Annotated in this window: 18 protein-coding genes; 9 read left to right on the top strand and 9 right to left on the bottom strand. The window is 60.1% G+C overall.

The window, feature by feature from the left end; translation table 11 throughout:
- Nucleotides 1-8 precede the first annotated feature (8 nt).
- From pstA to QZR14_RS03095, 3 genes are all read right to left on the bottom strand, one after another.
- A complete protein-coding gene (pstA, locus tag QZR14_RS03105) occupies nt 9-1679 on the bottom strand; it encodes a phosphate ABC transporter permease PstA (protein ID WP_194935758.1) in 1671 nt (556 codons plus the stop codon).
- Between the two features lie 16 nt (nt 1680-1695).
- Entirely contained in the window at nt 1696-3729 is a 2034-nt protein-coding gene (locus QZR14_RS03100; RefSeq protein WP_250605898.1) for an ABC transporter permease subunit, read from the bottom strand.
- A 422-nt stretch (nt 3730-4151) separates the two neighbouring features.
- Nucleotides 4152-5150 (bottom strand): phosphate ABC transporter substrate-binding protein PstS, encoded by a 999-nt coding sequence (locus tag QZR14_RS03095; RefSeq protein WP_250605633.1) that lies wholly within the window; start codon nt 5148-5150, stop codon nt 4152-4154.
- A gap of 188 nt (nt 5151-5338) precedes the next feature.
- Here QZR14_RS03095 and QZR14_RS03090 point away from each other — a divergent pair, with 188 nt between their 5' ends.
- Together QZR14_RS03090 and QZR14_RS03085 are read left to right on the top strand one after the other, a co-directional pair.
- Nucleotides 5339-6397, top strand: a complete 1059-nt coding sequence (locus QZR14_RS03090; protein WP_250605632.1) for a helix-turn-helix domain-containing protein — start codon at nt 5339-5341, stop codon at nt 6395-6397.
- Nucleotides 6394-6885 carry a type II toxin-antitoxin system VapC family toxin gene (locus tag QZR14_RS03085; protein ID WP_311995872.1) on the top strand — a complete coding sequence of 164 codons (492 nt, stop codon included), beginning with the start codon at nt 6394-6396 and terminating at the stop codon, nt 6883-6885. Before QZR14_RS03090 ends, QZR14_RS03085 begins: the two co-directional genes overlap by 4 nt.
- Nucleotides 6886-6900: 15 nt before the next feature.
- Here QZR14_RS03085 and QZR14_RS03080 read toward each other — a convergent pair whose 3' ends face one another.
- Nucleotides 6901-8199, bottom strand: a complete 1299-nt coding sequence (locus QZR14_RS03080) for an MFS transporter (protein ID WP_250605631.1) — start codon at nt 8197-8199, stop codon at nt 6901-6903.
- Nucleotides 8200-8575: 376 nt separating this feature from the next.
- Between QZR14_RS03080 and QZR14_RS03075 the strand changes: the two genes are divergently transcribed.
- A complete protein-coding gene (locus QZR14_RS03075) occupies nt 8576-8980 on the top strand; it encodes an acyl-CoA thioesterase (protein ID WP_003229628.1) in 405 nt (134 codons plus the stop codon).
- A gap of 58 nt (nt 8981-9038) precedes the next feature.
- The gene (locus tag QZR14_RS03070; RefSeq protein ID WP_311995871.1) at nt 9039-9938 is read left to right on the top strand and encodes a D-hexose-6-phosphate mutarotase; all 900 of its coding nucleotides are present in this window, start codon (nt 9039-9041) and stop codon (nt 9936-9938) included.
- A gap of 83 nt (nt 9939-10021) precedes the next feature.
- Here the strand turns inward: QZR14_RS03070 and QZR14_RS03065 are convergent, their stop codons facing one another.
- The 5 genes from QZR14_RS03065 to QZR14_RS03045 all read right to left on the bottom strand — a co-directional run bounded on the left by QZR14_RS03065 (nt 10022) and on the right by QZR14_RS03045 (nt 13791).
- The gene (locus QZR14_RS03065; protein ID WP_311995870.1) at nt 10022-10558 is read right to left on the bottom strand and encodes a DUF3299 domain-containing protein; all 537 of its coding nucleotides are present in this window, start codon (nt 10556-10558) and stop codon (nt 10022-10024) included.
- A 93-nt stretch (nt 10559-10651) separates the two neighbouring features.
- Nucleotides 10652-10897 (bottom strand): GlsB/YeaQ/YmgE family stress response membrane protein, encoded by a 246-nt coding sequence (locus QZR14_RS03060; RefSeq protein WP_007920223.1) that lies wholly within the window; start codon nt 10895-10897, stop codon nt 10652-10654.
- A 110-nt stretch (nt 10898-11007) separates the two neighbouring features.
- Nucleotides 11008-12090: a 5-(carboxyamino)imidazole ribonucleotide synthase gene (locus QZR14_RS03055; protein WP_007920221.1), complete on the bottom strand. Its 1083-nt coding sequence runs from the start codon at nt 12088-12090 to the stop codon at nt 11008-11010.
- Between the two features lie 10 nt (nt 12091-12100).
- On the bottom strand, nt 12101-12592 hold the full coding sequence (gene purE, locus QZR14_RS03050; RefSeq protein WP_007954291.1) for a 5-(carboxyamino)imidazole ribonucleotide mutase: 492 nt from the start codon (nt 12590-12592) through the stop codon (nt 12101-12103).
- Between the two features lie 290 nt (nt 12593-12882).
- Nucleotides 12883-13791 carry a LysR substrate-binding domain-containing protein gene (locus QZR14_RS03045; protein WP_095113189.1) on the bottom strand — a complete coding sequence of 303 codons (909 nt, stop codon included), beginning with the start codon at nt 13789-13791 and terminating at the stop codon, nt 12883-12885.
- 180 nt (nt 13792-13971) lie between these two features.
- On the opposite strand from QZR14_RS03045, the gene aspA reads away from it, so the two are divergent.
- The 5 genes from aspA (at nt 13972) to QZR14_RS03020 (ending at nt 20871) form a co-directional block, all read left to right on the top strand.
- Nucleotides 13972-15396, top strand: coding sequence for an aspartate ammonia-lyase (gene aspA, locus QZR14_RS03040; RefSeq protein ID WP_123454738.1), 1425 nt, complete (start codon nt 13972-13974; stop codon nt 15394-15396).
- Nucleotides 15397-15859: 463 nt separating this feature from the next.
- Nucleotides 15860-17305: an alanine/glycine:cation symporter family protein gene (locus QZR14_RS03035; RefSeq protein ID WP_250605629.1), complete on the top strand. Its 1446-nt coding sequence runs from the start codon at nt 15860-15862 to the stop codon at nt 17303-17305.
- A gap of 171 nt (nt 17306-17476) precedes the next feature.
- Nucleotides 17477-18481: an asparaginase gene (locus QZR14_RS03030; protein ID WP_311995869.1), complete on the top strand. Its 1005-nt coding sequence runs from the start codon at nt 17477-17479 to the stop codon at nt 18479-18481.
- Between the two features lie 248 nt (nt 18482-18729).
- A complete protein-coding gene (locus QZR14_RS03025) occupies nt 18730-19722 on the top strand; it encodes an AraC family transcriptional regulator (RefSeq protein WP_311995868.1) in 993 nt (330 codons plus the stop codon).
- A 123-nt stretch (nt 19723-19845) separates the two neighbouring features.
- Nucleotides 19846-20871 (top strand): histone deacetylase family protein, encoded by a 1026-nt coding sequence (locus QZR14_RS03020; protein ID WP_250605626.1) that lies wholly within the window; start codon nt 19846-19848, stop codon nt 20869-20871.
- Nucleotides 20872-20882: the final 11 nt, after the last annotated feature.

Raw genomic sequence — 20882 nt, 5'->3', positions numbered from 1 at the left:
GATTTGTGTTAACTGTCCAAAGCTTTGTATTTTTCGCGCAGGTGGTTACGGATATACACCGCCGACAGGTTCAACGTGGCGATCACCAGCACCAGCAACAGCGCCGTGGCGTACACCAGCGGGCGGGCCGCTTCGACGTTCGGGCTCTGGAAGCCGACGTCATAGATGTGGAAGCCCAAGTGCATGATCTTCTGATCCAGGTGCAGGTACGGGTAGTTGCCGTCCACCGGCAGCGACGGCGCCAGTTTCACCACACCCACCAGCATCAGCGGCGCCACTTCACCGGCGGCGCGGGCCACGGCGAGAATCATGCCGGTCATCATTGCCGGACTGGCCATCGGGATCACAATCTTCCACAAGGTTTCAGCCTTGGTCGCGCCGAGGGCCAACGAACCTTCACGCACGGTACGCGGAATACGCGCCAGGCCTTCCTCGGTCGCCACAATCACCACCGGTACCGCCAGCAGCGCCAGGGTCAGCGATGCCCAGAGCAGACCCGGTGTACCGAAGGTCGGTGCCGGCAATGCTTCCGGGAAGAACAAGCGGTCGACCGAACCACCCAGCACGTACACAAAGAAGCCCAGGCCGAACACGCCGTAAACGATCGCCGGAACACCGGCGAGGTTGTTCACCGCGATACGGATGATCCGCGTCAGGGTGTTCTGCTTGGCGTATTCACGCAGGTACACCGCCGCCAGCACGCCGAACGGGGTGACGATCATCGCCATGATCAGCGTCATCATCACGGTGCCGAAGATCGCCGGGAAGATCCCGCCTTCGGTGTTCGCTTCACGTGGGTCGTCCGAGAGGAATTCCCAGATCTTGCTGAAGTAGAAACCGAGCTTGGTGAAGGTGCTCATCGCGTTCGGCTGGTAGGCGTGCACCACTTTGCCCAGACCGATTTCAATTTCTTTGCCGTTGGCATCGCGAGCAGTCAAGGCATCGCGGTTGAACTGCGCGTGCAGATCAGCCAGACGCGCTTCGATGTCCTGATAACGCGCATTCAACTCGGCACGCTCGGATTCCATGTCCGCTTGCGCGGTGGCGTCGAGTTTGCCTTCCAGTTCCAGTTTGCGGCCGTGCAGACGGATGCGCTCCAGCCCGGCGTTGATTGCACCGATGTCAGTCTTTTCCAGCGACTTCAGTTGCGCAGCCAGACCGTTCACACGGTTGATCCGCGCTTGCAGCTCAGGCCATGCCGCTTCGCCTTCAGCGATGACTTTGCCATCCTGTTTGACGTTGACCAGGTAGCCGTAGAAGTTGCCCCACTCACGACGCTCGATCGCCATCAGCTCGGGCGGCGTGGTCTGGTTGGTCAGCCACTCGCCGACGATCCAGGTGAAGTCGTTGCCATTCAAATCACGGTTGCCGACCTTGATCAGCTCGCGGGTCATGAATTCCGGGCCTTCATCCGGCACCGGCAAACCGGCGCTCTTCAGACGGGCACGTGGCACTTCTTCTTTCTGCACCACTTCACCGATGACCAGGTGATTAGCCTGGCCCGGTACGTCGTAGTTGGCGTGGACCAGGTCCGCCGGCCAGAAGTGACCCAGACCGCGCACGGCAATCACTGCCAGCAGGCCAATGGTCATGATGACCGCGATGGACACCGCGCCACCGCTGATCCAGACGCCCGGGGCGCCGCTCTTGAACCATCCTTTCAGGGAGTTCTGTTTCACAGACTTCTACCTTTGCTTAAAGCGACGAGTATTTCTTGCGCAGACGCTGACGAATCAGTTCTGCCAGGGTGTTCATGACGAAGGTGAACAACAGCAGCACCAGCGCCGAGAGGAACAGCACGCGGTAGTGGCTGCCGCCGACTTCCGACTCGGGCATTTCCACCGCGACGTTGGCGGCCAGTGTGCGCAGGCCTTCGAACAGGTTCATTTCCATGACCGGGGTGTTACCGGTGGCCATCAGCACGATCATGGTTTCGCCGACCGCACGGCCCATGCCGATCATCAGCGCCGAGAAGATCCCCGGGCTGGCGGTCAGGATCACCACACGGGTCATGGTCTGCCACGGCGTGGCACCCAAGGCCAGCGAGCCGAGGGTCAGGCCGCGCGGCACGCTGAACACAGCGTCTTCAGCGATCGAGTAGATGTTCGGGATCACCGCAAAACCCATGGCCAGGCCAACCACCAGTGCGTTGCGCTGGTCGTAGGTGATGCCCAGGTCGTGGGAGATCCACATACGCATGTCACCGCCGAAGAACCAGTTCTCCATGAACGGACTCATGTACAGCGACAGCCAGCCCACGAACAGGATCACCGGAATCAGCAGCGCACTTTCCCAACCGTCCGGGACTTTCAGGCGGATCGACTCAGGCAGACGACTGAAGGTGAAGCCGGCGACCAGGATGCCGATCGGCAACAGCATCAGCAGGCTGAAAATGCCCGGCAGATGCCCTTCAACATATGGCGCTAGGAACAGACCGGCGAAGAAACCGAGGATCACCGTCGGCATCGCTTCCATCAGCTCGATCACCGGCTTGACCTTGCGGCGCATGCCCGGGGCCATGAAGTAGGCGGTGTAGATTGCTGCAGCAACGGCCAACGGTGCAGCCAGCAGCATCGCGTAGAACGCAGCTTTCAGGGTGCCGAAGGTCAGTGGCGAGAGGCTCAGTTTCGGTTCGAAATCGGTGTTGGCGGCGGTCGATTGCCAGACGTATTTAGGCTCGTCGTAGTTCTCGTACCAGACCTTGCTCCACAGCGCGCTCCACGAGACTTCCGGGTGCGGGTTGTCGAGCAGCAGCGGTTGCAGCTTGCCGCCGGCTTCGACGATCAACCGGTTGGCACGCGGCGACAGACCGAACAGGCCCGGGCCTTCAACCACCTGATCGACCAGCAAAGTACGGTGCGCGGTGCTGTGGAAGACGCCGAGCTTGCCGCTGGCATCCAGCGCGAGGAAGCCTTTGCGGCGTTCTTCGGCGGAGATTTCAACGATTGGCGTGGTGCCCATCTGGAAGGTACGGATCTGCTTCAGGCGCAGCTCGCCATCGGTGTCACGGGCCATGAACCACTGGGCCAGGCCACCTTTGGAGTCACCCACGATAAGCGAAATACCACCGACCAGTTGCGTGGTCGCGGTGACTTCGGCGTCAGCGTTTTCCAGCAGTTTGTAGCGACCGTTGAGGCTCTTGTCACGCAGGCTGAACACATCGGCCTGGGCGCGACCATTGACCACGTACAGCCATTGCTGGCGCGGGTCGACGAAGATGTTTTTCACCGGCTCGGTCATCTGCGGCAGATCGATACGCTTCTGCTCGTTGGTGACTTCACCGGTCATCATGTTTTCTTCGCTGGTCAGCGACAGCACGTTGAGTTGCGAACCGGTCGAACCGACCAGCATCAGGGTCGTGTCGGTGGCATTCAGGCTGACATGCTCCAGCGCACCGCCGGCTTCGTTCAGCGCGATCGGCGTCTCGCCGTACGGATATTCGATGGCCGGGGTGATGGTTTTCTTGCCATCGGGGTAGCTGACTTTATAGGTGTGACGGAACACCAGCGCCTGACCGTTGGACAGACCCACGGCAACCAGCGGATGGCCCGGCTGGTCTTCGCCGATGGAGGTCACGGTGGCACCGGCAGGAACCGGCAGATCGACGCGCTTCAGCTCAGCGCCACTGTCGATATCAAAGAACAATGCCTGGCCCTTGTCGGAAACGCGCATCGCCACCTGATTCTGCTCTTCGAGCGAAATCATCAGCGGCTTGCCGGCGTCCTGCATCCAGGCCGGGGTGATCGAGTCTTTCGCCGTCAGGTCAGCGCCCTGAAACAATGGCGCAACCACGTAGGCGAGGAAGAAGAAGATCAGGGTGATGGCTGCCAGCACCGCCAGACCGCCAACGAGGACGTACCAGCGAGTGAAGCGATCCTTGAGCGCACGAATGCGGCGCTTGCGTTGCAGCTCAGGCGTATTGAAGTCAATGCGCTTGGGAGGATTAGTAGTCATTTGGGAATTGGCCAGATCATTCATGCGCTCACCCTAGCGATCCTGTATGACAGAAAGATGACAATGCAGTGACGCAGCAAATCCACCGCCAGCGGGGCTGGCAGAGGATCAAAAATTTGAGGTGTGTAAAAGGCCGGTCTGCGCGCAGATCCGGCCTGTTACCTGAGTCCCGTGGGGTTCACCCAGGACTCAATTTGTTACTTCTTTGCGACAGCGCCGCCTTCCTGCAGACCCAGGTCAGCCAGTGCTTTTGCAGCAACCTTGGCTGGCAGCGGGATGTAGCCGTCTTTCACTACAACTTCCTGGCCCTGTTTCGACAGCACCAGTTTCACGAACTCAGCTTCCAGCGGCGCCAGAGGCTTGTTCGGGGCCTTGTTGATGTACACGTAGAGGAAACGCGACAGCGGGTACTTGCCGTTCAGGGCGTTTTCTTCGGTGTCTTCGATGAAGTCAGTGCCGCCCTTCTTGGCCAGAGCAACGGTTTTTACGCTGGCGGTCTTGTAACCGATGCCCGAGTAACCGATGCCGTTCAGCGAGGAGCTGATCGATTGCACGACCGAAGCCGAACCAGGTTGTTCGTTGACGTTTGGCTTGTAGTCGCCTTTGCACAGGGCTTCTTCTTTGAAGTAGCCGTAGGTGCCGGATACCGAGTTACGGCCGAACAGTTGCACTGGCTTGTTGGCCAGGTCGCCGGTAACGCCCAGGTCGCCCCAGGTTTTCACGTCGGCTTTGGCGCCACACAGACGGGTCGACGAGAAGATCGCATCAACCTGTTCCATGGTCAGGTGCTGGATCGGGTTGTCCTTGTGCACGAATACGGCCAGGGCATCCACAGCAACCGGGATAGCGGTTGGCTTGTAGCCGTACTTCTGCTCGAAAGCAGCCAGTTCGGTGTCCTTCATCTTGCGGCTCATCGGGCCCAGGTTGGAGGTGCCTTCAGTCAGCGCAGGTGGCGCAGTGGCGGAGCCAGCGGCCTGAATCTGGATGTTTACGTTCGGGTATTCTTTTTTGTAGTTCTCAGCCCAGAGGGTCATGAGGTTGGCCAGAGTATCGGAACCGACGCTGGACAGGTTGCCCGACACACCAGTGGTCTTGGTGTAGCTCGGGATAGCAGGGTCAACAGCGGCGAACGCGTTGGCGGTCGCAACGCCAGCAGCGACAAAAGTCATTGCCGCCATCAAACGCTTCAGTTTCATGCCTTACTCCTAGCAGATAGGGTGTGTTAAGTCGGGGCCAAGTATCAGCAGGCCGTGTGAACACTCTATGGCTGAAATATGACAATTGGATGAAAGGCCAGCATGGACCTCGTCTTAAAAAAAGGAAACTCTTGTCAGGTTGACAAATCACTAGCAGAAGATAGTCTTGTCAACCACGAGAGGACACCATGATAAACGACCGAATTCGCCGCGCACGCTTGCAACGAGGACTAACCCTTGATGCTCTGGCCATCCAGCTCGGCGACATAACCAAACAAGCATTGAGCAAATATGAGAAGGGGTTGAGCACCCCTAACTCCACTCGCCTGCTGCAATTAGCTAAAGCACTGCAGGTCAATCCTGAGTACTTTTTCCGTGCAGAAGCGGTCCCGTTGGCGCCTCTGGAATTTCGTAAGCTGGCCAGGATGCCTAAATATCGCCAAGCCCAAGTAGAAGAAAAAATTCGAGAGCACCTCGAGCGATACATCGCCCTAGAGGAATGTTTCGATCCCGCAGACATCCACACTCCTGTCACTCCCGCGCAAATGATTGCAGTTTCCTCTCTTGAAGAAGCCGAGCTAGCAGCTGAGGAGCTTCGCCAATTCTGGGGAATCGGCACTGACCCCATTGCCAACCTCACCGAACAGCTAGAAGAGCACAGCATCAAGGTTGCAATGCTCAATGGCCCAGACGATTTCGATGGCGCCTGCGCTACCACCGGCGACGGCGAGCATGTCCTAATTGCATTGAATGCTGATCGCCCAGGCGAACGAATCAGGTTTACTGCCGCCCATGAGCTCGGTCATTGGGTCATGGCATTACCAGAGGAGATGCCTGAAAAGGATAAAGAGAACTGCTGCCACCGTTTCGCGGGGGCATTTCTGTATCCCGCCAAAAGCGTTACTAGCGATTTCGGCAGCCATCCTCGCACTAGGGTTCATCCACAGGAACTACTGATTGCGAAGCGGCAATACGGTATATCGATGCACGCAGCCCTGAGGCGACTGAAGGATCTGAAGCTACTCAGCGAAGGTGGTTATAAATCCCTCACTATCCAATTCAGTGCCAAAGGTTGGCGAAAGTCAGAACCTGAACCGATGCCGTGCAAACCGCCGCAAAGGTTTGAGTCATTAGCATTTTGGGCGCTGGCGGAGGGGCTGATCACCAAATCTCGGGCTGCCGAACTCTTGCGAAGGCCAGTAAAAACCTTGGACCCGAGTTTCTTGGGCTCACTGGAGAGTGCATGAGTCTTATCTACATCAGTGATACGAATATCTGGATCGATTTCAGAAATGCCGGATTACTGGAGCAGATGTTTAGATTGCCTTTCACTTTGTGCTGCACTGACTTCGTGATGCCGGAACTTGAAGACTTCCCCCACGACGAATTGCTCGACCAAGGTCTGATTATCGAGTCGCTCGATGAAGCCAGTGTAATGCGTTTATACGGCTTGCGAGTCGAGCACAACAACAGCTCCCTGGCTGATGTTTCCTGTTACCTTCTGGCACAGGAAACACGCCGCCCTTTACTAACTGGAGATGGTAGGTTGAGGCGCCAGGCACAACGAGACGGGCTCCAGGTACACGGCGCTTTGTGGCTATTAGACTTAATGGTTGAACACCAAGTTATCGAAGAGCCGCATGCTGCGGTCGCCTTAGCTCACATGCTTGAGCATGGAGCTCGACTCCCAACAAGCGAGTGTGAAACAAGGCTCTTGCGCTGGCGAGAGCCCTAGATAGCTGAACTTGGATCAGCGCCCCTTCTTCCACAACCACGCCCCGACCAGAATCCCCATCGCGCACAGCACTGCCACATAGTAGGCAGGGCCCATCGCGCTTTCTTTAAGCAGCAGGCTGACCACCATCGGCGTCAACCCGCCAAAGATCGCGTAAGCCACGTTGTACGAGAACGACAACCCGCTGAAACGCACCACCGGTGGGAACGCCTTGACCATCACGTACGGCACCGCACCGATGGTGCCGACCAGAAAACCGGTCAACGCGTAGAGCGGGAACAGCCAGTTCGGGTGATCGGCGAGACTGTGATAGAAGGTCCACGAGCTGACCAGCAAGCCCAAGCAACCAAACACAAACACGCGACCGGCACCGAAGCGATCCGCCAGTGCGCCGGAAATGATGCAGCCGATGCTCAAGAATACGATGGCCAGGCTGTTGGATTGCAAAGCTGTGGTCGGCGAGAAGTGATAAACCGTCTGCAACACGGTCGGGGTCATCAGAATCACCACGACGACGCCGGCCGACAGCAACCAGGTCAGCAGCATCGAAATGGCAATGGCGCCGCGATGGTCACGCAGCACCGCGCGTAACGGAACCTCTTCAGCCAGAGCCTTGCGCAATTGCAGTTCGGCGAACACCGGCGTTTCGTGCAGCCAGCGGCGCAGATACACCGAGAACAGGCCGAACACGCCGCCGAGCAGGAACGGGATCCGCCAGGCGTAATCGGACACCTCGGCAGGCGTATAAATGCTGTTGATAGCGGTGGCGACCAGCGAGCCGAGCAGGATGCCGGCGGTCAGTCCGCTGGTGAGGGTGCCGCAGGCATAACCGATGTGTTTTTGCGGTACGTGTTCGGAAACGAAGACCCACGCGCCCGGCACTTCACCGCCAATCGCCGCACCCTGAATCACGCGCATCAACAGCAACAGGATCGGCGCCCAGATACCGATCTGCGCGTAAGTCGGCAGCAGACCCATGATCAGGGTCGGCACGGCCATCATGAAAATGCTCAGGGTGAACATCTTCTTGCGCCCCAGCAGGTCGCCGAAGTGCGCCATGACGATGCCGCCCAGCGGCCGCGCGAGGTAGCCGGCGGCGAAGATGCCGAAGGTCTGCATCAGCCGCAGCCACTCGGGCATGTCGGCCGGAAAGAACAACTTGCCGACCACTGTGGCGAAGAAAACGAAGATGATGAAGTCGTAGAATTCCAGCGCGCCACCGAGGGCGGACAGCGACAGAGTCTTGTAGTCATTGCGGGTCAACGGTCGTGCGGGTTGCTCGGGCTGCGCGAGGCTCGAAGGCGCTGTGGTCATGGCAAGGGCTTCTCTTATAGTCGGATCTGCCGCCACAACAACGCTGGCGGTGGCTTGGGCAGGTTCGGCACCATAGCAAATTGTTCGAAAAAGCACATAGAGGCGCGTATTTGACGGTCAAAATGAGAACCGGATGGTCGTCGTGGAGTCTACCGATCGATATACTCGCAACCTGCTCCGGTTTGTAGGGGGTTGCTGTGCGAAAACGTCGTTGGCCCGCCCTTTGCTCGGGATTAGCCGGTTTCGCAGAGTTTCTCCTTAGGCGCCTGATGGAAAACGTGACGAACGTAGTATGTTCGGTGCTGAATCGTTTTTCCCGAAGACGGCTACCACCAGCAATACCAACGAAGAGTCACGGGTCAGAGGCACCCCCGGCATGATAGAGCTCGAACAAGAAGATCCAATCCCGCAAGGCGACCTGGCCCTGCAAATCACCGCACTTCCACGTGAAACCAACGGCTTTGGCGATATTTTCGGGGGCTGGCTGGTAGCACAGATGGATTTGGCCGGTACGGCGATGGCCAGCCGCGTGGCTGGCGGCCGCGTCGCCACGGTCGCCATCGACCGCATGGCGTTCCTTGTGCCTGTGGCAGTCGGTGCGCAATTGTCCTTTTATACCCAGACCCTGGAAATCGGCCGCAGCTCGATCCAGATGATGGTCGAAGTGTGGAGCGATGACCCACTGTCCAGCGAGTGGCGTAAAGTGACCGAAGCGGTCTTCGTCTTCGTCGCCATCGACGGCAGTGGTCGCACTCGTTCGGTTCCACCACGCGCGCGTTAAACCTCGCGGTCGTTTTGCGGTCGATAATCGTCCCAAGTGTCTGATCGAGAGCTGTCCCATGAACACGCCCAACGTTGAAGCCGTGAAGCTGGATGAATTGAACTGCTGGCGCATCCGCCACGGTCAGGCCGAAGTGCTGGTGGCCCAGCAAGGCGCGCACATCCTCAGTTATCAGATTGATGGCCAGCCGCCAATCATCTGGCTCAACGACAAGGCCGACTTCAAGACGGGCAAAAGCATTCGCGCCGGCGTGCCGGTGTGCTGGCCGTGGTTCGGCAAGTTCGAACGCAACCCGCAGAGCGTGCAAGCGATGTACACCGGTGAGCAGCCGGCACCTGCGCACGGTCTGGTACGAGCGATTGATTGGGAGCTGGGCGGCATCGAATCAGAGACTGATGGCGTCAAGGTCGAATTCAAGCTGCCCCGCACCGAAGGGGGCCTGCCGGGCTGGCCGCACGAAGTCGATCTGACCCTGACCCTGCATTTGTCCGAGCAACTGAGTTTCAGCCTGACCAGCCACAACCGTGGCAGTGACAGCGTCAGCCTGAGTCAGGCGCTGCACACCTATTTCGCAGTGAGTGACGTGCGCAATGTGCACGTCGATGGCGTGGGTGGCTTGCAGTACATCGAGACGCTGGATGACTGGAAAATCAACAGTCAGCAAGGCGATCTGCGCTTTGCCGGTGAGACCGACCGCATCTACCTCAATGCGCCGCCACAACTGTGCATCGTCGACCCGACCTGGGAACGACGCATTGTGCTGACGGCTACAGGTTCGCGTACCGCCGTGATCTGGAACCCGTGGATCGACCGCGCAGCAGCGCTGGTTGACATGGATAACGATGGCTGGCAGCGCATGCTGTGCATCGAGACGGCGAACGTGATGGATGACATCGTCACGCTCGCGCCGGGGGCGAGTCATACCATGGGCGTCAGCGTCGCCAGCAAACCGCTTTAAGATCAAAAGATCGCAGCCTTCGGCAGCTCCTACAGGGAAATGCATTCCAATGTAGGAGCTGCCGAAGGCTGCGATCTTTTGCTTTAGAGATCCGATTCCTGCACCACCCGCACCTTGTCCGCTTCCAGCGCATACGCCGCATCGGCCAGATCATTGCTGACCTTCTCGACCTTCAGCGTGCCGGTCACCCACAGCGGCGTGTAGATATCGTCCAGTTTCAAACCCTTCGGATAACGCACCAGCACCAGTTGATTCGGCGGCGGTGGCGGCACATGGATGCACGCGCCCGGATACGGTACGAGGAAGAACAGCGTGCTGCGGCCCTTGGCGTCGGACTCCAGCGGCACCGGATAACCGCCGATGCGGATGTGCTTGTCGTTCATCGACGCCACGGTTTTGGTCGAATACATCACCGCCGGCAGACCTTTGGCCTGCTTCATCCCGCCCTTCTCGGTGAAGGTGCCGGTGGCTTCCGGGGAGTTGTGGTCGATTTCAGGCATGGCCTCAAGGGCCTTTTGGTCCGACTTGGGCATCAGTTCGAGCCAGTCGGTTTCCGGCAGTTCGCCGGCATGGGCCAAACCGCTGCAAAGGAAAAGGAGAGTCAACAGAAGACGGCGCATGTAGGTGCTCGGTATAGAAAGGAAGGAACAGTGAATCGCCGAGCATTCTAGCCCTCCCCGCCGCTTTGGCAGAGAGGGCTTTGTCGCTTTGGATCAGTTCTTTTTGATCAGGCCGTAGATCACCAGCAACACGATGGCGCCGACCAGTGCGCCGATGAAACCTGCGCCCTCACCTGCGTGATAGATGCCCAGGGCCTGGCCGCCGTAAGTGGCCGCCAGCGAACCGCCGATACCGAGCAGGATGGTCATGATCCAGCCCATGCTGTCATCGCCCGGTTTCAGGAACCGCGCCAGCAGGCCGACGATCAGGCCGATAAAGATGGTTCCGATAATTCCCATGGCATTTCCCTCTGAATAGTAGATATGCGAAGCCTAGACAGACTTTGGCATCCTGCCATGAGAGAACGGCGGCCCCTGAATGGTTCCGCCGCTGCCACATGAAACTGTCGTTATTCGGCGATCAGCGCTTCGACCTTGACGATCTGCGCCTGCAGCGTGGCCATGTCGGCGCAGCGCAGGTTGGCGTGACCGACCTTGCGCCCGGCCTTGAAGGCCTTGCCGTAGTGGTGCAGATGGCAGTCTTCGATAGCGATGACTTTCTCCACCGGCGGAACCACACCGATGAAGTTGAGCATTGCGCTCTCGCCGACCTTGGCCGTCGAACCCAGCGGCAGGCCGGCAACGGCACGCAGGTGGTTTTCGAACTGGCTGCACTCGGCGCCTTCGGTGGTCCAGTGCCCGGAGTTGTGCACGCGCGGGGCGATTTCGTTGGCCTTGAGACCACCGTCGACTTCAAAGAACTCGAACGCCATCACGCCTACATAGTCGAGCTGCTTCAGCACACGGCTGGAGTAGTCTTCGGCCAACGCCTGCAACGGGTGATCGGTGCTGGCTACGGACAGCTTGAGGATGCCGCTGTCGTGGGTGTTATGCACCAGTGGATAGAACTTCGTTTCACCATCGCGGGCACGCACGGCGATCAGCGAGACTTCTCCGGTGAACGGCACGAAGCCTTCCAGCAGACAGGACACACTGCCGAGCTCGGCAAAGGTGCCGACCACATCTTCCGGCTTGCGCAGGACTTTCTGGCCCTTGCCGTCGTAACCCAAAGTGCGGGTTTTCAGCACGGCCGGCAGACCGATTGAAGCGACGGCAGCGTCCAGATCGGCTTGCGACTGAATATCGGCGAAAGCCGGAGTCGGGATGCCCAGGTCCTTGAACATGCTCTTTTCGAACCAGCGGTCGCGAGCGATGCGCAGGGCTTCGGCGCTCGGGTAGACCGGGACGAATTGCGAGAGGAATGCCACGGTCTCGGCCGGGACGCTTTCGAATTCGAAGGTCACCAGATCGACTTCATCAGCCAGTTGGCGCAGATGATCCTGATCGCCGTAATCGGCCCGCAGGTGTTCGCCCAATGCGGCCGCACAGGCGTCCGGCGCAGGGTCGAGGAAAGCGAAGTTCATGCCCAGCGGAGTACCCGCCAAGGCCAACATGCGACCCAACTGGCCGCCACCGATTACACCGATCTTCATCTCAACAACCTCAGGCAATACGTGGGTCTGGATTGTCCAGGACGCTGTCTGTCTGCTCGGCACGGAAGGTTTTCAGTACCGCGTGGAACTGTGGATGCTTGGCGCCGAGGATGCTTGCCGAGAGCAGGGCGGCGTTGATCGCGCCAGCCTTGCCGATGGCCAGGGTGGCGACCGGAATGCCCGCTGGCATCTGCACGATCGACAGCAGCGAGTCGACACCCGAGAGCATGGCCGACTGCACCGGCACGCCCAGCACCGGCAGATGGGTCTTGGCCGCACACATGCCTGGCAGGTGGGCTGCGCCACCGGCACCGGCGATGATCACCTCGATGCCGCGGCCTTCAGCCTCTTCGGCGTACTGGAACAGCAGATCCGGGGTGCGGTGGGCAGAGACCACTTTGACCTCGTACGGGATGCCGAGCTTTTCCAGCATATCGGCGGTGTGGCTAAGGGTGGACCAATCGGACTTGGAGCCCATGATCACGCCAACCAGTGCACTCATCGTCGCGCCTCTTCTCTCTGGAGCGCCCGCAGGCGCGTCATAAAACAACAAGCCACGCAGGTTGCGTGGCTTGATTGTACGAAAAATGGCCGGACGTACCGGCCGAAGGCCGCGCAGTATACCGCAAAGAAAGCAATAAACAGCCCCCTGCGCGACCATCTGTCATCTGCCGCAAAAGCCCGGTTTTATTGACCTGAAGGTCAGCCAGAAAGATCAAAAGATCGCAGCCTTCGGCAGCTCCTACAGGGATATGCATTCCAATGTAGGAGCTGCCGAAGGCTGCGATCTTTTCAGGAGGCTTGCGCAGCGCCGCCTTCGAGCTTGCGCCACAACAGGCGCACGTTGGCCTTGCGCACCAGTGCGCAGCGATACAGGCGAATCTCCAGCGGCACATGCCATTGCGGGCCACCGCAGACCACCAGCTCGCCGCGAGCCAGTTCCGCGCGAACGCTCAACTGCGGCACCCAGGCGATGCCGAGCCCTTCCAGCGCCATGCTCTTCAGACTGTCCGCCATCGCGGTTTCGTAGATGGTGGTGAAGCGCAACTGACGCTGACGCAGCAAGCCATTCACCGAACGCCCGAGAAACGCCCCGGCGCTGTACGCCAGCAACGGCACGCTCGCATCACCTTCCAGATCGAACAACGGCTTGCCCTCGGCGTCCGCCGCGCACACCGGCAACATCTCGGTCTGGCCCAAATGCAGTGAAGGGAAAATCTCTGGATCCATCTGCATCGCCGCATCCGGGTCATAGAACGCCAGCATCAGATCGCAGCCACCTTCACGCAACGCATGCACCGCGTCACCGACGTTGGTCGCGACCAAGCGCGTGGCGATGTTCAAGCCTTCATTACGCAGCTGCGCGATCCAGCGCGGGAAAAAACCCAGCGCCAGCGAGTGAGCGGCCGCGACTTGCATCACTTCGCCCTGCCCGCCTTCCAGATGATGCAGGTGGCGCAGCACTTCCCCGAGCTGTTCGACCACGGTGCGCGCGGTCACCAGAAACAACTGCCCCGCCGCTGTCAGTTCAACCGGCGTACGCGAGCGATTGACCAGGGTCAGCCCCAACGCAGCCTCCAGGCTGCGGATCCGCCGACTGAATGCCGGCTGAGTCACGAAGCGCCGTTCGGCCGCCTGCGAGAAGCTGCGGGTGGCGGCCAGAGCACTGAAGTCCTCAAGCCATTTGCTTTCCAGATTCATCACGTCCTCCCGGACACGCACCAAAACAGGTCACACGTCTGCCGCGTGGGCGGCGTCACACGGGCATTATGCCGAATGTGCATAGGGCAGTGCTGAACAGCATTGGCCCAAAAATTCCCACAAGCCTAGCATTCGCAGCGTTCCGGCACAGACCGGGTCCATATCGAGATGATTTCTATCATGTCCTCCGCTGCATCTTTCCGCACAGAAAACGACCTGCTTGGCGCCCTCGAAGTACCGGCTCAAGCGTATTACGGCATCCAGACCCTGCGAGCGGTGAACAACTTCCGTCTCTCGGGCGTTCCGATTTCGCACTACCCGAAACTGGTTGTCGGCCTGGCAATGGTCAAACAGGCCGCTGCTGACGCCAACCGCGAGTTGGGTCACCTGAGCGAAGCCAAGCACGCTGCCATCAGCGAAGCCTGTGCCCGATTGATCCGCGGTGATTTCCACGAAGAGTTCGTGGTCGACATGATCCAAGGTGGCGCCGGTACTTCCACCAACATGAACGCCAACGAAGTGATCGCCAACATTGCTCTGGAAGCAATGGGTCACCAGAAAGGCGAGTACCAGTACCTGCACCCGAACGATGACGTCAACATGGCGCAGTCGACCAACGACGCCTACCCGACCGCTATCCGTCTGGGCCTGTTGCTCGGTCACGACACCCTGCTGGCCAGCCTCGACAGCCTGATTCAGGCGTTCGCGGCCAAGGGCAAAGAGTTCGATCACGTCCTGAAAATGGGCCGTACCCAACTGCAAGACGCCGTGCCGATGACCCTCGGCCAGGAATTCCGTGCCTTCGCCACCACCATGGGCGAAGACCTGGCCCGTCTGAAGACGCTGGCCCCGGAACTGCTGACCGAAGTGAACCTGGGCGGCACCGCGATCGGTACCGGCATCAACGCTGACCCGCGCTACCAAGCGCTGGCGGTACAGCGTCTGGCCCTGATCAGCGGTCAACCGGTAGTGCCGGCGGCCGACCTGATCGAAGCGACTTCCGACATGGGCGCTTTCGTACTGTTCTCCGGCATGCTCAAGCGCACCGCGGTCAAGCTGTCGAAGATCTGTAACGACCTGCGCCTGCTGTCCAGCGGCCCACGCACCGGCATCAACGAAATCAACCTGCCGGCGCGTCAGCCAGGCAGCTCGATCATGCCCGGCAAGGTCAACCCGGTCATCCCGGAAGCTGTTAACCAGGTGGCCTTCCAGGTCATCGGTAACGACCTGGCGCTGACCATGGCAGCCGAAGGCGGCCAATTGCAGCTGAACGTGATGGAGCCTTTGATCGCCTTCAAGATCTTCGACTCGATCCGCCTGCTGCAACGCGCCATGGACATGCTGCGCGAGCACTGCATCGTCGGCATCACTGCCAACGAAGCCCGCTGCCGCGAACTGGTCGAGCACTCGATCGGTCTGGTCACCGCGCTGAACCCGTACATCGGCTACAAAAACGCCACCCGCATCGCCCGTATCGCCCTTGAAAGCGGCCGCGGCGTGCTGGAACTGGTGCGCGAAGAAGGTCTGCTCGACGAAGCCAGTCTCGCCGACATCCTGCGCCCGGAAAACATGATTGCTCCGCGTCTGGTTCCGCTCAAAGCCTGAGCCGACGCGTTACGTGTAGCACCGCTCACCAGGTCGAGGGACTAGACACCTCTCACCTTTTGAGGGCTTGGGGATATGTCCCCAAGCCCTTTTTTTTAACTTTCTGACCCTGAGACCCGTATGTCCGGGGACTGAACAATGGGGGAGTCAGCTCCCACAGAAGAGCAGTTTCCGCACAAGCCCGGCGCCGGTAACGCCGGGTGTTTCAAAGCCTCGTTTCGTCGCTTGCACCACGACTGTGCAGACGGGCGCGCCACTGATCGGTATAGTGCCGCCCCTCTTCGCATGAGCGGTCGTCGGTAACGAGGCCATAACCCATGTGAAACCCGAACTAATAACAAACCCGCGATATGGAACCGGGACGAAATCTTCGCCTCACCCGTCGTGCCGCGCGCACACCGGTGTAACACGATGTTTCTTCCATCCAGCATTTGCTCACACAAAAAACAGCGAGGAAAAATCCATGCTCGAAGTCATTAACGACTTCCTCTCAGGGAAAGTACTGATCGTGCTCATTGTCGGGCTCGGTAGCTACTTCACGATTCGCTCGCGTTTCGTTCAATTGCGCCACTTCTTCCACATGTTCGCGGTGTTCCGCGACAGCCTGAAAAGCAGCGGCGGGCAACTCAGCTCGTTTCAGGCCCTGATGCTCAGCCTCGCCGGCCGTGTCGGTGCCGGCAACATCGCCGGTGTCGGCATCGCCGTGACCCTCGGTGGTCCGGGTGCGGTGTTCTGGATGTGGGTAACCGCACTGGTCGGCATGTCCAGCAGCTTCTTCGAATGCACCCTGGCTCAGGTCTACAAACGCGCCGATGGCGACGGTTTGTACCGTGGCGGCCCGGCCTACTACATCCAGCACGGCCTGAAACTCAAAGGCATGGCGGTAGTGTTCTCGATCCTGCTGCTGGTCACCTACGGCTTTGCCTTCATTGGCCTGCAGTCCTACACCGTGACCCACTCGCTGCAGAACGCCTTTGACTTCGATCCGCGCCACACCGGTATCGTCCTGGCGGTGCTGCTGGCCATCACCTTCATCGGCGGCATCAAGCGCATCGCCGCAGTGTCTGACTTGCTGGTACCGGTCAAGACCCTGGCCTATATCGGCGTGACCCTGTACGTGATCGGCACCCAGATCGAACACGTGCCAGCCATGCTGGAAACCATCTTCAAGAGCGCCTTCGGCCTTGACCCGGCCTTCGGCGGCCTGCTCGGCAGCGCCATCGTCATGGGCGTGAAGCGTGGCGTGTTCGCCAACGAAGCGGGCCTGGGCAGTGCGCCGAACGTCGCCGCCGTGGCCTCGGTGAAACACCCGGGCGCCCAGGGCGTGGTCCAGGCTTTCAGCGTGTTCCTCGACACCTTCGTGATCTGCACCTGCACCGCGCTGCTGATCCTGTTGTCGGGCTTCTACACCCCGGGCTTCGAAGGTGACGGCATCGTCCTGACCCAGAACTCGCTGGCCGCCGTGGTCGGTGACTGGGGCCGCATCTTCGTCAGCGTCGCGCTGTCGCTGTTCGTCTTCACCTGCATCCTCTACAACTACTACCTGGGCGAGAACAGCCTGCAGTTCCTCAGCCGCAACCGCGCCCTGCTGATGGTCTTCCGCGGCCTGGTGCTGGCGCTGGTGGTATGGGGTTCGATGCAAGACCTGTCGACCGTGTTCGCCTTCGCCGACATCACCATGACCTGCCTGGCCTTCGTCAACCTGATGGCCCTGGCCATGCTGTTCAAGGTCGGCATGCGTGTAATGCGCGACTACGACGAGCAGCGCCGCGCCGGCGTCAAGCAGCCAGTGTTCGACTCCAGCAAATTTTCCGATCTGGACCTCGACCTGAAAGCCTGGCCGGCCGACGCGCCAGCTACCGGCAAGACCGAAGCCGAGCCGCAAGGCGTGCCTGCAGCGCAACGCTGACAGGTGAATGACGGGCGCATCCTCTGCGCCCGTCAGTTATTGTGATGCAATACCTGTGGGTGCAAGCCTGCTCGCGATAGCGGTTGAACAGTCGACATTAATGTTGAATGGCATGCCCCCTTCGCGAGCAGGTTCGCTCCCACAAGGACCTCATCCTTTCGGAGAATCCCCATGAATTCGTCGACCTACCCCGCCGCCCAACACGTCATGGTGCTCTACACCGGTGGCACCATCGGCATGCAGGCCAGCGCCAACGGTCTGGCCCCGGCCTCCGGTTTCGAAGCGCGGATGCGCGACTACCTGCACAGCCAGCCTGATCTCGTTGTGCCGCAGTGGCGCTTCCGTGAAATGTCGCCGTTGATCGACAGCGCCAACATGACCCCGGCCTATTGGCAGCAACTGCGTGAAGCAGTAGTCGATGCCGTGGATGTGCAAGGCTGCGACAGCGTGCTGATCCTGCACGGCACCGACACCCTGGCTTACAGTGCGGCGGCGATGAGCTTCCAGTTACTGGGGCTGAATGCTCGCGTGTGTTTCACCGGTTCCATGCTGCCGGCGGGCGTGACCGACAGCGATGCCTGGGAAAACCTCGGCGGTGCGCTGGTTGCCCTCGGCCAAGGCCTTGCGCCGGGCGTGCACCTGTACTTCCACGGCGAGCTGCTGGCGCCAACCCGTTGCGCGAAAGTGCGCAGTTCTGGCCGTCATCCGTTCAAACGACTGGAGCGTCAGGGCGGCGGCGTGAAAGCGCCTTCGATTCCAGCGCCGTTGAACTACAACCAGCCGAAACAACTGGCCAAGGTCGCCGTGCTGCCGTTGTTCCCGGGTATCAGTGCCGAAGTGCTCGACGGCCTTCTCGACAGCGGCATCCAGGGTCTGGTGCTGGAGTGCTACGGCAGCGGCACCGGGCCGAGCGACAACCCGCAATTCCTGGCCAGCCTCGGCCGCGCGCGGGATAACGGCGTGGTGGTGGTAGCGGTCACGCAGTGCCATGAAGGTGGCGTCGAGCTGGATGTGTACGAGGCGGGCAGCCGCTTGCGCGGTGTGGGCGTGTTGTCCGGTGGTGGCATGACTCGCGAAGCGGCGTTCGGCAAGTTGCATGGCTTGCTCGGTGCTGGCCTTGAAACTCAAGAAGTGCGTCGGCTGATCGAACTGGATCTGTGTGGTGAGCTGCTCTGAGCATGACTCTGGATCGGCCCTCACCCTAACCCTCTCCCAGAGGGAGAGGGGACTGACCTTAGTGTCTTGCGCTATGCGACGACCTGAAAAAAGTTGTCGATTATGGATTCGGCAGAGCTTTTTCAGGTCGGCGTATCTGGCCAATATCCCCCAATCGGCCCCCTCTCCCTTTGGGAGAGGGCTGGGGTGAGGGGCTACTGCGGCATGCAACTTGCTGCGTTCCTGCCATCTACAGGCTGGAAGATCTTATGCTCCACTCCCACCTCACCACCCTCAACGCTGTTTCGCTGGTGCTCAACACCTTCAAGGCCGAAGGCTTGTCGAGCGAGGCGTTGCTGGCCGGCAGCGGCATCAGTGCGGCGGACCTCAGCCGTGCCGACACCCGGATCACCACCAATCAGGAGATGCAGGTCTGCGCCAACGCGGTCGCGCTCAAGCATGACATCGGCCTGGAACTGGGACGGCGCATGCATGTTTCCTGCTACGGCATCCTCGGTTACGCCCTGCTGACCTGTGCCACCTTCGGTGACGCTCTGCGTCTGGCAATCCGTTATCCGGCGCTGTTGGGAACACTTTTCGAACTGAGTCTGGAAGACGACGGCGAGCGCATCTGGTTCGTCGCCGCCGATTATCGCGAGAGCCCGGCGATGGCGGTGTTCAATGCCGAGTTCTGCCTGGTGTCGCTGAAAGTCATTTGCGATGACCTGCTCGGGCATCCGCTGCCCTTGCTCGCCACGCGCTTCGAACACGCCGCTCCAGTTTATCGTGACAGTTATGCCGAGCATTTCGACAGCCCGCTGCATTTCGGCGCCAAGGACAACGCCTTCGCCTTCGACCGCCAGTGGCTCGATCAACCGCTGCCGCTGGCCGATGCCATCACCCATCAAGCCATGGCCGAACGCTGCCGCAAGCAGAACCTTGAGTTCACCGGGCGTCAGGCGTGGCTGGGGCGCATCCGCCAGTTGCTCAGCGCTCAACTGAACGCGGCACCGGGGCTGGAAGGTCTGGCGCAACAGATGAAGTGTTCACCACGCACCTTGCGCCGGCACCTCAAGGACATGGGCAGCAGCTATCAGGAGCTGCTCGATGAATTACGCTTCGAGCGCGCCAAGCAGATGTTGTGCGAGGATCAGTTGCCGATCTACCGCATCGCCGAAACCCTCGGCTTCAGTGAGACCGCAAGCTTTCGCCATGCCTTCGTGCGCTGGAGCGGCGTGGCGCCCAGCCAGTTCAGGGCCTGAGGGGCGAATTGCGGTCAGTGTTTTTGGCCATATCCATCCCCTTTTGGCCTTTCCTGCCGTTCTCCGATTCGCCGCGCGCCGCAACACTGGGGGCAACTGAATCAGCCCTGCGGAGAACAACAAATGCTGACGATCTACTCGGACGATCACCACCTGCACCATGGCCGCTGCGAGCTTATCGATGGCCAGCTCAAGCCGTGTTTCGAGATGCCGTCGCGCGCCGACCACGTGCTGCAACGCGTTAAAAAACAGAGCCTGGGCCCGGTCGAGGCGCCGAAGGATTTTGGTCTGGAGCCGATCGCCCGCATCCACAGCCGCGACTATCTCGACTTTTTCCAAGGCGCGTGGGCGCGCTGGACTGAATTCAACACCGACGGTGATCTGCTGCCCTACACCTGGCCGGCACGCACCCTGCGTGCAATCAAACCGACCAGCCTGCATGGCCAGCTCGGCTATTACAGTTTCGATGGTGGCGCACCGATCACCGCCGGCACCTGGCAAGCGGCGTACAGCGCAGCGCAAGTCGCGCTGACCGCACAAGCAGAGATCCAGCGCGGTGCGCGCAGTGCCTTCGCGTTGTGCCGACCACCGGGACACCACGCTGCGAGCGACTTGATGGGCGGTTATTGCTACCTCAATAACGCTGCGATCGCCGCGCAGGCGTTTCTCGACCAAGGCCACAAAAAAGTCGCGATCCTCGACGTCGACTATCACCACGGCAATGGCACGCAGTCGATTTTCTACGAGCGCAGCGACGTGCTCTTCACATCGATCCACGGCCACCCGGAAGCAGAATTTCCGTTTTTCCTCGGCTACGACGATGAGCGTGGCGAAGGTGCCGGTGAAGGTTTCAACTTCAACTACCCGCTGCCCGCCGGCTCCGGCTGGGAGGTGTGGAGTGCGGCGCTGGATCAGGCCTGCGACGAGATCGATCGCTACGGCGCCGACGTCATCGTTGTGTCGCTGGGCGTCGACACCTTCAAGGATGACCCGATCTCGCAGTTCAAACTCGACAGCCCCGATTATCTGGCGATGGGCAAGCGCATTGCCGCACTCGGCAAACCGACGCTGTTCGTCATGGAAGGGGGTTACGCCGTGGAAGAAATCGGCATCAACGCGGTGAACGTGCTGGAAGGCTTCGAACAATAACCAGGCACAAG

This window comes from Pseudomonas sp. rhizo66 (genome assembly GCF_031931925.1).
Classification (GTDB): domain Bacteria; phylum Pseudomonadota; class Gammaproteobacteria; order Pseudomonadales; family Pseudomonadaceae; genus Aquipseudomonas.
The sequence above is the reverse complement of the archived record's forward strand: the minus strand, read 5'-3'. Positions and strand labels throughout refer to the sequence as shown.

Bases quoted from the DNA above. Each gene is read 5' to 3' on its own strand.
- QZR14_RS03100 (WP_250605898.1), bottom strand. From the start codon at position 3,729: ATGCAGGACGCCGGCAAGCCGCTGATGATTTCGCTCGAAGAGCAGAAT.
- QZR14_RS03095 (WP_250605633.1), bottom strand. From the start codon at position 5,150: ATGAAACTGAAGCGTTTGATGGCGGCAATGACTTTTGTCGCTGCTGGC.
- QZR14_RS03090 (WP_250605632.1), top strand. From the start codon at position 5,339: ATGATAAACGACCGAATTCGCCGCGCACGCTTGCAACGAGGACTAACC.
- QZR14_RS03085 (WP_311995872.1), top strand. From the start codon at position 6,394: ATGAGTCTTATCTACATCAGTGATACGAATATCTGGATCGATTTCAGA.
- QZR14_RS03080 (WP_250605631.1), bottom strand. From the start codon at position 8,199: ATGACCACAGCGCCTTCGAGCCTCGCGCAGCCCGAGCAACCCGCACGA.
- QZR14_RS03075 (WP_003229628.1), top strand. From the start codon at position 8,576: ATGATAGAGCTCGAACAAGAAGATCCAATCCCGCAAGGCGACCTGGCC.
- QZR14_RS03070 (WP_311995871.1), top strand. From the start codon at position 9,039: ATGAACACGCCCAACGTTGAAGCCGTGAAGCTGGATGAATTGAACTGC.
- QZR14_RS03065 (WP_311995870.1), bottom strand. From the start codon at position 10,558: ATGCGCCGTCTTCTGTTGACTCTCCTTTTCCTTTGCAGCGGTTTGGCC.
- QZR14_RS03060 (WP_007920223.1), bottom strand. From the start codon at position 10,897: ATGGGAATTATCGGAACCATCTTTATCGGCCTGATCGTCGGCCTGCTG.
- QZR14_RS03055 (WP_007920221.1), bottom strand. From the start codon at position 12,090: ATGAAGATCGGTGTAATCGGTGGCGGCCAGTTGGGTCGCATGTTGGCC.
- purE (WP_007954291.1), bottom strand. From the start codon at position 12,592: ATGAGTGCACTGGTTGGCGTGATCATGGGCTCCAAGTCCGATTGGTCC.
- QZR14_RS03045 (WP_095113189.1), bottom strand. From the start codon at position 13,791: ATGAATCTGGAAAGCAAATGGCTTGAGGACTTCAGTGCTCTGGCCGCC.
- aspA (WP_123454738.1), top strand. From the start codon at position 13,972: ATGTCCTCCGCTGCATCTTTCCGCACAGAAAACGACCTGCTTGGCGCC.
- QZR14_RS03035 (WP_250605629.1), top strand. From the start codon at position 15,860: ATGCTCGAAGTCATTAACGACTTCCTCTCAGGGAAAGTACTGATCGTG.
- QZR14_RS03030 (WP_311995869.1), top strand. From the start codon at position 17,477: ATGAATTCGTCGACCTACCCCGCCGCCCAACACGTCATGGTGCTCTAC.
- QZR14_RS03025 (WP_311995868.1), top strand. From the start codon at position 18,730: ATGCTCCACTCCCACCTCACCACCCTCAACGCTGTTTCGCTGGTGCTC.
- QZR14_RS03020 (WP_250605626.1), top strand. From the start codon at position 19,846: ATGCTGACGATCTACTCGGACGATCACCACCTGCACCATGGCCGCTGC.